Source organism: Nocardia noduli, assembly GCF_019038455.1.
Lineage (GTDB): Bacteria > Actinomycetota > Actinomycetes > Mycobacteriales > Mycobacteriaceae > Nocardia > Nocardia noduli.
In genome coordinates this window covers 14,731-25,854 of the sequence record NZ_JAFMPL010000042.1, presented here as the reverse complement: position 1 = coordinate 25,854, position 11,124 = coordinate 14,731, and the positions used below count along the sequence as shown (strand labels likewise).

At 67.8% G+C, this 11,124-nt stretch carries 9 protein-coding genes and 1 tRNA gene; 4 read left to right on the top strand and 6 right to left on the bottom strand.

Annotated features, from left to right (window positions below; genetic code table 11):
• Positions 1-148: 148 nt before the first annotated feature.
• On the bottom strand, positions 149-583 hold the full coding sequence (locus JZ792_RS22110; protein WP_216912897.1) for a VOC family protein: 435 nt from the start codon (positions 581-583) through the stop codon (positions 149-151).
• A gap of 753 nt (positions 584-1,336) precedes the next feature.
• On the opposite strand from JZ792_RS22110, the gene JZ792_RS22105 reads away from it, so the two are divergent.
• On the top strand, positions 1,337-1,651 hold the full coding sequence (locus tag JZ792_RS22105) for a hypothetical protein (protein WP_216912896.1): 315 nt from the start codon (positions 1,337-1,339) through the stop codon (positions 1,649-1,651).
• A 319-nt stretch (positions 1,652-1,970) separates the two neighbouring features.
• Here the strand turns inward: JZ792_RS22105 and JZ792_RS22100 are convergent.
• Together JZ792_RS22100 and amaB are read right to left on the bottom strand one after the other, a co-directional pair.
• Positions 1,971-2,044, bottom strand: a tRNA-Met gene (locus JZ792_RS22100).
• A gap of 51 nt (positions 2,045-2,095) precedes the next feature.
• Positions 2,096-3,625 carry an L-piperidine-6-carboxylate dehydrogenase gene (amaB, locus tag JZ792_RS22095; RefSeq protein ID WP_216912895.1) on the bottom strand — a complete coding sequence of 510 codons (1,530 nt, stop codon included), beginning with the start codon at positions 3,623-3,625 and terminating at the stop codon, positions 2,096-2,098.
• A gap of 97 nt (positions 3,626-3,722) precedes the next feature.
• On the opposite strand from amaB, the gene JZ792_RS22090 reads away from it, so the two are divergent.
• Both JZ792_RS22090 and lat read left to right on the top strand, forming a co-directional pair.
• Positions 3,723-4,175: an Lrp/AsnC family transcriptional regulator gene (locus tag JZ792_RS22090; protein ID WP_109529255.1), complete on the top strand. Its 453-nt coding sequence runs from the start codon at positions 3,723-3,725 to the stop codon at positions 4,173-4,175.
• Positions 4,176-4,251: 76 nt separating this feature from the next.
• Entirely contained in the window at positions 4,252-5,589 is a 1,338-nt protein-coding gene (lat, locus tag JZ792_RS22085) for an L-lysine 6-transaminase (protein ID WP_216912936.1), read from the top strand.
• A gap of 62 nt (positions 5,590-5,651) precedes the next feature.
• On the opposite strand, the gene JZ792_RS22080 is transcribed toward lat, so the two are convergent.
• A complete protein-coding gene (locus JZ792_RS22080) occupies positions 5,652-5,990 on the bottom strand; it encodes a hypothetical protein (RefSeq protein WP_216912893.1) in 339 nt (112 codons plus the stop codon).
• Positions 5,991-6,252: 262 nt separating this feature from the next.
• On the opposite strand from JZ792_RS22080, the gene JZ792_RS22075 reads away from it, so the two are divergent.
• Positions 6,253-8,202 (top strand): serine/threonine-protein kinase, encoded by a 1,950-nt coding sequence (locus JZ792_RS22075; protein ID WP_216912891.1) that lies wholly within the window; start codon positions 6,253-6,255, stop codon positions 8,200-8,202.
• 33 nt (positions 8,203-8,235) lie between these two features.
• Here JZ792_RS22075 and JZ792_RS22070 read toward each other — a convergent pair whose 3' ends face one another.
• Both JZ792_RS22070 and JZ792_RS22065 read right to left on the bottom strand, forming a co-directional pair.
• Positions 8,236-9,174, bottom strand: a complete 939-nt coding sequence (locus tag JZ792_RS22070) for a patatin-like phospholipase family protein (protein WP_216912889.1) — start codon at positions 9,172-9,174, stop codon at positions 8,236-8,238.
• 117 nt (positions 9,175-9,291) lie between these two features.
• A complete protein-coding gene (locus JZ792_RS22065) occupies positions 9,292-11,088 on the bottom strand; it encodes an acetyl/propionyl/methylcrotonyl-CoA carboxylase subunit alpha (protein WP_216912887.1) in 1,797 nt (598 codons plus the stop codon).
• Positions 11,089-11,124 lie beyond the last annotated feature (36 nt).

Here is an 11,124-nt window from a genome sequence, read left to right as displayed (position 1 = left end):
GCGACAACGATGCCGATCGTTGGTAATGCGTTGTGATACTTCGGTATTCGTTCGCAGCATCAGGCAGAGATTCATGTCAGCTGTCCGCCCGACGAGGCCTGGCGGTGACGTGGCCTGGCGGTGACGGAGGAGAACTCCTTCGCGCACCTCAGTCGAGACAGAACTCGTTACCCTCGATATCCCGCATCACCAGGCACGACTCGTTGTATCCATCCGCCCGCAGAAGCCGCACTCGTTCCGCGCCGAGCGCGATCAGCCGTGCGCACTCACCTTCCAGCGCGGCGAGACGTTCTTCACCCACGAGCCCGGTGCCGACCCGCACATCGAGATGCACCCGATTCTTGACGACCTTGCCTTCGGGTACGCGCTGGAAATACAGTCGCGGCCCTGCCCCGGAGGGGTCGACGCAGGCGAACCCCGCACCCTGACGCTCGGGCGGGAGCGAGCGATGGAACTCGTCCCAGCCGGCGAACCCCTTCGGCGGCGGCGGTAGGACATAGCCCAACACCTCGCACCAGAAACGCGCGAGACGTTCGGGTTCCGCGCAGTCGAACGTGACCTGGACCTGTCTGACCGGTGCCATCGATCCCCCATGAACGTTGTCGAGCCTCGAATATTTTTTAGCGGGGACAGGATTTGGACCCGCGATCTCTGGGAGATGCTGTCTCCGCGCCCTTCCGTTCAGAGAATACCGAACCACGCTGGTCGGGCCGGGGCGCGGAAAAACTCCTGATGGCTGCGGCGGTGGGCTGGCGGTGGACGGTGCGGCGGTCGACGCCGTAGCCGCGCGACTTGCGCGACAACGTCATCGCGTTCGAGTTGACAACTCGGTCACACGCCCCAAAGGGTATGAGGTGGTTGTTTATACGTTCGGGGGGTATATGCGGGTTCGATCGACGCGCGGCGATCACGCCGAGGCGCGGTGATGGCCACTGAGGGTTGGCTCGATCACTACGATGATCCTGACGAGTATTGGGATGACGAACCGACGCCGTTTGTACCCAGCCGACGGCGACAAGTCCGACTGGAACCCCGGTGCTACGACGGTGGTGGCCCCCGGATGACAGCGTTCAGGTGGATTGTGCCGACAGCGCTTGTGCTGCTTCTTTCGGGATGCACGCCCGACGGACCGGGTTCCGATGACCCGGGGACCAGGTCATCGGCTGCGATATCGACGCCACTTTTCGAATCGAGTTCGGTCACCCACGGCCAACTGTGTGATGCGGTTGTCCAGTTCTACGATCTGGAACTCGATATCGCCGATTCGCGAACGTACCCGCTGGACAACCGGGATGCCCTGATGACATCAGGTGGGCATTGTCCGATTCGCCAGGGAATGAGCCTGATCGGATACTGGCAGTCCCGCGCGGACTCGTCGCCGGATCCTACGGAGGGTCTCGCGGAATTCACCCGCACGATCGAAGCCGGGCGAACGGTACGGGTGGCCGATTCCCGGTCGGAGCACGGTACGCAGAGCGTGAAACTCGCGACGCGGGTGGGCGAATGGAACGCGCAGTTCGAGATACATCAGAAGCGGGAGACGGCAACGCAAACCGCACACGGCCCCCTGGTCATCACCGATCGCCAGATCGATTCCGCCGCGCGTTTCCTGGTCGACATCACGACTCGACTGGATGCCGGGCATTGGTGAAGCTCAGCTGTCGCCCCTGTGCTGGGATGCGAAGTCGCCCGGTCGTTCCACGGCATGGTGCGCGTGGCGTTCGTCGGTGTCGAACCTCAGCCTGTCCGCATGCATCTCGAGAGCCCTACGAGCAGGGGCTCGACCACCTGTAGCGATCGAATAGCGCTCGGTAGGTGCGAGTGCGCCCCGGACGCCGGGCCTGCGTAGCAGCCCGTGTCGCCTCTGCGACTCGGTACTGTCGTGTTCCTAAAGCAAAAGGACCAGTAAAGGGCTTCCACTACGAAAATAGTTCAGGCCGGAGAGAAAATCTCTCCGGCCTGAACTTTTGTAGCGGGGACAGGATTTGAACCTGCGACCTCTGGGTTATGAGCCCAGCGAGCTACCGAGCTGCTCCACCCCGCGTTGGGTAAGACCAACCCTACACGGGGGGTCGTGGAGCGCCTAATCGGCAGGTCAGGCGAACTTTATGCCCTGCGCGAGAGGTAGTTCGGCGGAGTAGTTGACGGTGTTCGTGGCGCGGCGCATATAGGCCTTCCACGAGTCCGAACCGGATTCGCGTCCGCCGCCGGTCTGCTTCTCGCCGCCGAACGCGCCGCCGATCTCCGCGCCGGAGGTGCCGATATTGACGTTGGCGATGCCGCAGTCCGAACCGTCTGCGGCCAGGAACCTTTCGGCCTCGCGCTGGTCGGTGGTGAAGATCGAGGACGAAAGTCCTTGCGGCACCGCGTTGTGCAGGGCGATGGCGTGCTCGAGATTCCGATAGGTGAGTACGTAGAGGATCGGGGCGAAGGTCTCCTCGCGCACTACCGCGGTCTGGGCGGGCATGCGCACGAGGGCCGGGCGCACGTAATTCCCGTTGTCGCCGAAGACCTCGACGCGCTCACCGCCGCACACCAATTCGCCTTCGTCGGCGAGCGCGCGTTCCAGTGCGATCCGCATGTTGTCGTGGGCCGCCTGGTCGATCAGCGGTCCGACGAGCACGCCGTCGTCGAGCGGGTTGCCGACGCGCAGTTGCCGATACGCGCGCTCGATCAGCGCCGTCAACGGTCCGGCGACGTCGGCGTGCACGATCAGTCTTCGCAACGTGGTGCATCGCTGGCCCGCGGTGCCCGCCGCCGCGAAAACGATGGCGCGGGCGGCCAATTCGAGGTCGGCGGAGGGGGTGACGATCGCCGCGTTGTTGCCGCCGAGTTCGAGCAGGCATCGGCCGAAGCGTTGCGCGACGCGTGGCGCGACGATCCGGCCCATGCGCACCGAGCCGGTGGCACTGACCAGGGCGACGCGCTCGTCGTCGACCAGCCGTGCGCCGATCCGGGAATCGCCCTGGATCAGCTGGTGCACTTCGGGATCGACGCCGACGTCGACGGCCGCGCGACGCAACAGGGTGTGGCAGGCCAGCGCGGTCAGCGGTGTCGTCTCCGACGGCTTCCACACCACCGTGTCACCGCACACCAGCGCCAGGGCCGTATTCCACGCCCACACCGCGACGGGGAAGTTGAAGGCCGAGATCACGCCAACCACACCCAGCGGGTGCCAGGTCTCCATGAGTCGATGTCCCGGCCGCTCCGACGGCATGGTCCGGCCGTAGAGCTGACGCGACAGACCGATGGCGAATTCGCAGATGTCGATCATCTCCTGGACTTCACCGACCGCCTCCGCGCCGATCTTGCCCGCCTCCAGCGTGACCAGCTCGCCGAGTTCGGTCTTGTGCGCCCTCAGCAGTTCGGCCAGTCGTCGCACCACGGCGGCGCGGCCGGGAGCCGGTACCGTGCGCCAGGCGTCGAACGCCGTCGCGGCGCGGGTGATCGCGGCGTGGGCCTGTTCCTCGGTGTCGGCCCGGATCGTCAGCAGTTGCCCGCCGGTGATGGGCGTGCGAACCGTGAGGTCGCCGGGACCCGGGATCTCGGCGCCGAACCCGCGCAATAGCACGCGCGTCCGTTCGGCGAGTTCGGGGGTGAGCTGATCGCTGAGTGTCTGTGTCATCGCTTGCTCCGCTGCGCCTTTGGTGCTGCCATGTTGCCGGATGTGAACGAGTCGACGTTTCCGCCACGAGTAGCGTTCGCTGGGTTAGCCTTCCGTGATGGCGGATACACCGGCAAGACCCGTACTCGATGACATAGATCGCCTCTTGATTCGTGAACTGATGGCCGATGGTCGCGCCACCCTGTCGAACCTGGCCGAAAAGGCGAGCTTATCGGTGTCGGCCGTGCAATCGAGGGTGCGCAGGCTGGAGGCTCGCGGAGTGATTCGCGGCTATACCGCGCACGTCGATCCAGAGGCTCTCGGGCAACTGCTGTCCGCATTCGTCGCGATCACTCCTCTCGATCCGTCGCAACCCGACGACGCCCCCGCGGTGCTTCAGCACGTCCCCGGAATCGAGGCGTGCCACTCGGTAGCGGGTGACGAAAGTTACGTGTTGCTGGTGCGGGTGGCCTCGCCCCGGCACCTCGAGCAGTTGCTCCAGGAGATCAGGGCGACCGCCAACGTCAGGACTCGAAGTACCATCATTCTGCAGACATTCTACGATAAGTAGCCGTTGACGCTAATTTATCCGCCTTCCTGTAGAGAAAGCGTAAATATTCTCGTACCCTACCGGTGTGACCATCGAAATGGAGCGCACCCGGACGGGCGGTGACACGACCCCGGTCACCCCCGCGACACGCGTACACGAGATCCTGTCGGCCCATATCCTCGCCGACGGATTCGACCTGGTGCTCGACCTACGGAAGTCCAGGGGCTGCCTGCTCGTCGACGAACGAGACGGCAGTACCTACCTGGACATGTTCGGCTTCTTCGCGTCCAACGCGTTGGGCATGAACCATCCGGCACTGGCCGAGGACGGCGAATTCCGCGAAGCCCTCACCACGGCGGCGCTGAACAAGCCGAGCAACTCCGACGTCTACACCGTCGAGATGGCCCGCTTCGTCGACACGTTCGCGCGTGTACTCGGCGATCCGCGGCTACCGCATCTGTTCTTCATCGACGGCGGCTCGCTCGCCGTGGAGAACGCGCTCAAGATCGCGTTCGACTGGAAGAGCAGACATAACGAAGCCAACGGCCGACCGGCCGAACTCGGCACCAAGGTGGCCCACCTGACCGGCGCCTTCCACGGCCGCTCCGGCTACACCATGTCGCTGACCAATACCGATCCCGTCAAAACCGCGCGCTTCCCGAAATTCGACTGGCCCCGCATCGAGACCCCGTATCTGGCCGACGACCGCGATATCTCGGCAGCCGAGGCGACCGCGCTCGCGCAGCTCGGCCGCGCCTTCGCCGAAAACCCGCACGACATAGCGTGTTTCATCGCCGAACCGATCCAGGGCGAAGGCGGGGACCGGCACATGCGCCCGGAATTCCTGCTGGCCGCGCAGCGGTTGTGCCACGACAACGATGCCCTGTTCATCGTCGACGAGGTGCAGACCGGGGTCGGCATGACCGGAACCACCTGGGCCTACCAGCAGTTGGGGCTCGAACCCGACGTGGTCGCCTTCGGTAAGAAGACCCAGGTCTGCGGTGTGATGGCGGGCGGACGCGTCGACGAGGTGCCCGACAACGTGTTCGCGGTCGGCTCCCGGCTCAACTCGACCTGGGGCGGCAACCTCACCGATATGGTCCGCACCCGCCGCATCCTCGAGGTGATGGAACGTGATCACCTCGTCGACGGCGTCGCGCCGCTCGGCGCGCACCTGCTGGAACGGCTGGAGAAGTTGGCCGCGGCCCATCCACGCGTCACCGAGCCCAGGGGCCGCGGACTGATGTGCGCGATCACCCTGCCGTCGGCCCGGCTGCGCGACGAACTGCTGACCGCGCTCCGGGAACGCGAGCACATCATGATCCTCGGAACGGGGGAGCGCGGTATTCGCTTCCGGCCGCCGCTCACCGTCACCGTCGAGGAACTGGACGCCGCCGTCGACGCCATCGAACGGGTGCTCGCGACGGTCGACTGAGACTGTCGCGACCACTCGGACCCGGAGGGTGCGCTGGTGGACGATGCCGTGGATCCCGGCGCTCAGACCGGGCGCAGGCCGAGCGCGCCTTCGACGAAACGCCGCACCGTGGTCAGGCCGTCCTCCAGCGCCGGTTCGTACCCTTCGCGCGCCCACCCGGTGATCCGCGCCGAACCGTCCGCCGCCGGGGTGGCGCCGACCTCGGCGACCATCTCGGCCGTCGTCGGCTCGCACACCGCCCAGGAGTAGTGGGTCTCGTTGTCCCACTGGGCCGTTCGTGTGGCGATGTAATCCGGATCGGTGACGCCGCCCGTCGCGAGGGCCGGGCGGTCGTCGATCCGGTCGTCGGCGCGCATCGCCCGCAGGTACCAGCTGCCCGCGTTGATCTCGATGGGTTCCATCAGCCTCTCCCGGCGCCGATACGCACCCGCGGTTTCTCGTCCACGAGGCAAGGCTAGCGCGGCCCCCGACAGCTCGACCGAGGCGACGTCGGGCAGGTCACACGGTTCGCGCTGTTCGCCGGGCCCGGGCGGGGCTAGGCTCCAAGTGGGGCCGGGGAGTGCGGCGGCAATGCCGTGAACTGGTCTTTCGTTGGCGCGCTCGGACATTCGCGAGCCGGATCGGCTCCAGCGGCGCACGTCAACGGTGACTGGGAGGTTCGCGATGGGCGACGCTCGGTTCGGTCGCTACCGGCTGCAACGGCTGCTCGGCAAGGGCGGAATGGGCCAGATCTGGCTCGCGCGCGATCCGGAAGGGCGACGGGTCGCGCTGAAACTGCTGCCGCCGGAACTCGCCGCCGACGCGAGCTACCGCATCCGCTTCGAGCGGGAAGCCGAACTCGCGACGGCGCTGCGTGATCCGCACCTGGTGTCGATCCATCGGCACGGCGAGGTCGACGGTCGGCTGTTCATCGATATGGAATACATCGAGGGCACCGACCTGGAGGCCAGGCTGGCCGCGGGAGGCCCGATGGCCGCGCCCGAGGCCGTCGACATCCTGGCCCAGGTGGCCGCGGCGCTTGACACCGCGCACCGGGCCGGACTCGTCCACCGGGACGTGAAACCGTCCAACATTCTCGTGCGACCGGACGGATTCACCTATCTGATCGACTTCGGCATCGCCCAGCGGGCGGGGCAGACGGGCGTCACCGCGGCCGGATTCGCCATCGGCACCTGCGCGTACATGGCTCCCGAACGCTTCAACGGCAGGGCCGATGCCCGCACCGACGTCTACTCGCTGGCCTGTGTGCTCTACGAATGCCTGACCGGGCAGCGCCCCTACGGCGACGCCGACCCGGCCCAACAGATGCACGCGCACCTCATGATCGCCCCACCCCGCGCGACGACCGTCGACCCGACGATCACACCGGCACTCGACGCCGTCATCGCCCGCGCGATGTCGAAGGAACCGGCGGACCGCCACCCGAGCGCGGGTGAGTTCGCCCGCGCCGCACGGGCCGCGATCGGCCGGTCCCCCGGACCGGACGGTGAATCCGGCGTGGCGGGTGTCCCTCGCCCGTCCGCGCGCGAGGACAGGAACCCACCGCCGAGCGACGTCCCGTCGCCCGGGTCCACGTCGGCGGGAGCACCGCCGGGAATCCCCGCGGACGATCCCGCCCGGGTCCCGCCGTCGACCGAGCTCATCACCGACGCGCCGACCCCGACGCGGGTGGACCCACGCCCGCTGCCACCGGTGCGCGCCGATCCCACACCGGCGCAGCGGTATCCGGTGAACGAGACACCGGGGCCCGAGCCGACGAAGGTGATGCCCGCGCCGGGACCGACGCCGACCAGGGTGGAGACCCGCCTCGATCCGGCCGCCGGTGCCGCGCTCGCCGCGAGCTATCGGCCCGTTCCTGCGGTGTACCAGCCGAATCCGTATTTCCGCCCGCCGGTCCGGCCCGCCCCGCCGGTGCCGCGGCCCTACACGCGTCGACCGCCCGCGGCCAAGAGTCAGTGGGGTGCGGTGCGGTGGCCGTCACGGGGACCGGTACCGGTGACCCCGCCACGGCGTCCGGCACCGCGTCGCCGGGTGCCGAAGCGGCGGCGCGGTGGGGTGCTGAGGAAGGTGATCGGTGCGCTGGTCGTGATCTTCCTGGCGCCCTTCGCCTTCGCGGCTGGGTGTTTCGCGCTTATCGCGGGTGGCAGTTCGGGTGGCTCGGACAGCGCGCGTCCGCCCGCCGTAGCCGACGAGAATCCGGGATCGGGTTCGGGTGATTCCGGCCCCGCACCGGCGGGCGCGGCGGTCCGGGACGGCAAATTCGAGTTCGCGGTGACCGGCATCGAATCGGGCGTCGACCGCGTCGGACTGCAATCCCCGAAGGGCACCTACCTCATCGTCACCCTCGCGGTGCGCAATATCTCCGACGAGACGAAATGGTTCCTGCCGTTCGGGCAGAAACTCGTCGACAGCCGGTCCCGCGCCCTCGACCACGACACCACCGCTACCGCATGGCAAACCTTCGGACACGGCCAGGGCTACTCGTTCGAACTGGCTCCCGGCGCGTCCGGCACCACCCAATTGGTCTTCGACATCCCCTCGGACGCGACCCCGAACCACCTCGAACTCCACGACTTCATCCTGTCCGACGGAGTCTCGGTCTTCCTCTGGTGACCGTCCGCGCGGCAGGCCCGTAGACCTGTCGACTCAGGCGGCGGCGACGATGGCGCCGAGGGTGGCGTGAGTCGCGCGCCGACCGATTTCGATGGCCGTCGTGAGCAGGTCGGTATCGCGGCAGGCGCTGTCGATATCGGGGGAGCCGACGGGGGGATGGATCTGGAGGGCGGCGGTGGTCAGTGCCGCGGTGAAGCGGTCCTCGGCGCCCTGCTGACCGGTGCGGGCCAACCACGCCCGGTACGCGCCGGGAGCGCGCAGTCGCAGGTAGCCGCCGCCGACGATCTGGTGCAGGCGGGAGGCGGGCGGTCGGTGTTCGTCGAGGCGTCGGGTCCGCAGGATCAGCGAATGGGTCGCGCCGTCGCGGACCGCGAGACGGATCGGCACCGACTCGGCGAGACCGCCGTCGAAATACAGCGACGAGCCGAGTGCGACAGGCGGTCCGGCCAGAATCGGCAGACCGGCCGAGGCGCGCAGGGCGGTTTGCAAGGTGGCCTGGTCCACGATGTGCGGATGCAGGTCCACCGCCAGTCCGGTGCGGATATCGGTGGCGACCGGGTGGAAGGTGGTGGGGTTGGCGAGGATCGCCGGGAAGTCCATCGGCTCGATACCCTCGTAGACCTGGTGTACCAGCCAGCGCAGATCGAAAGCGGGACGTCCGCGCAACATCCTGGCCGGATACACGGTGCCGCGCATGATGTCGGGATCGGTCCACGTCCGCATCCCGGGCACGACCCGGCCGGACAGGAACCACGCGCCGTTCAACGCCCCCGCCGACGTGCCGTACACGGCGTCGAAAACCCCCGAGAGCCCGAGTTCCTCCAGCGCCTGCACCATGCCGCCCGCGTACACCCCGCGGCTGCCGCCACCTTCGATGACGAGCACCAAGCGGTGTCCGTCCGCCCGGCTCGCCGTATCCCGGCGGGCGCGGATCACCTCCGCCACGGTGGGCCCGATCGACGAACTGCTCACCGGCTCACGATACGACAGCGACGCGAGCACCGCGCAGCGCCCGTCTCGTGAACCAGGGAAACGCGAAAGCGGGCGTCGACTCGGAAGTCCACGCCCGCTCTCGCTGTGACCTGCGGCCTACTTGATCTCGGCCAGCACCGTGCCCTGGGTGATGGCGGCGCCCGCCTCCACCGACAGTCCGGTGACCACGCCCGCCTTGTGCGCGTTGACCGGGTTCTCCATCTTCATGGCCTCGAGCACCACGATGAGATCGCCCGCCTCGACGGACTGGCCCTCTTCGACGGCGACCTTGACCACGGTGCCCTGCATCGGCGCGGTGACCGAGTCACCGGAGGCGGCGGCACCGCCCGCGCCACCGCGCTTACGCGGCTTGGGCTTCTTGCGGATGACACCGGTGCCGTTGCTGCCCGCACCGCCACCGACGGAGAAGCTGCCGGGCAGCGAGACCTCGACGCGACGGCCGCTGACCTCGACCACGACCTTCTGCCGCGGCAGATCGTCGTCCTCGTCCTCGGTCACGCCGGCCGGGGTGTAGGGCTCGACCGAGTTGACCCACTCGTTTTCGATCCACTTGGTGTAGACGTCGAACTTCTCGCCGTCACCGATGAACGCCGGATCCTCGACGATCGCCCGGTGGAACGGGATGACCGTGGCCAGACCCTCGACCTCGAACTCGGCGAGCGCGCGCCGGGCCCGCTCGAGCGCCTGGGTGCGGTTCTCGCCGGTGACGATCAGCTTGGCCAGCATCGAGTCGAACTGTCCGCCGATGACGCTGCCCTGCACCACACCGGAATCGACGCGCACGCCGGGGCCGGTGGGCTCGCGGTACACCGAGACCGGGCCGGGGGCGGGCAGGAAGCCGCGGCCCGCGTCCTCGCCGTTGATGCGGAATTCGAACGAGTGTCCGCGCGGGGTCGGGTCCTCGGTGATGGACAGCTCGTGACCCTCGGCGATCCGGAACTGCTGACGCACCAGGTCGATGCCCGCGGTCTCCTCGGTGACCGGGTGCTCGACCTGGAGGCGGGTGTTCACCTCGAGGAACGACACGGTGTCGCCCTGCACGAGGTATTCCACGGTGCCCGCGCCGTAGTAACCGGCCTCCTTGCAGATGGCCTTGGCCGAGGCGTGGATGCGCGCGCGCTGATCGTCGGTGAGGAACGGCGCGGGCGCCTCCTCGACCAGTTTCTGGAAGCGGCGCTGCAACGAGCAGTCACGGGTGCCGGCGACCACGACATTGCCGTGCTGGTCGGCGATGACCTGGGCCTCGACGTGGCGGGCCTTGTCCAGGTACTGCTCGACGAAGCATTCGCCGCGACCGAAGGCGGCGACCGCCTCGCGGGTGGCCGATTCGAAGAGTTCGGGGATCTCCGCGATGGTGTGGGCGACCTTCATGCCGCGCCCGCCACCGCCGAAGGCGGCCTTGATCGCGACCGGAACGCCGTACTCCTCGGCGAACGCGACGACCTCGTCGGCGTTCTTGACCGGGTCCTTGGTGCCCGCCGCCATCGGGGCCTTGGCCCGCTCGGCGATATGACGGGCGGTGACCTTGTCGCCGAGGTCGCGAATCGACTGCGGGGAGGGGCCGATCCAGATCAGCCCGGCGTCGATGACGGCCTGGGCGAAGTCGGCGTTCTCGGAGAGGAATCCGTAGCCGGGGTGGATGGCGTCCGCGCCGGATTTGGCGGCGGCGTCGAGGATCTTGTCGAAGACGAGGTACGACTCGGCCGAGGTCTGACCGCCCAAGGCGAACGCCTCGTCGGCGAGCTTGACGAAGGGGGCTTCGGCGTCCGGTTCCGCGTAGACCGCGACACTGCCGATTCCGGCATCCTTGGCCGCCCGGATCACGCGCACGGCGATCTCGCCTCTGTTAGCTACGAGTACCTTCGTGATCCGCGCGCTGGCATGGCTGGGCACTGAGCCTCCTGGTTTGCAATCTTCTGGTCGCTTCGC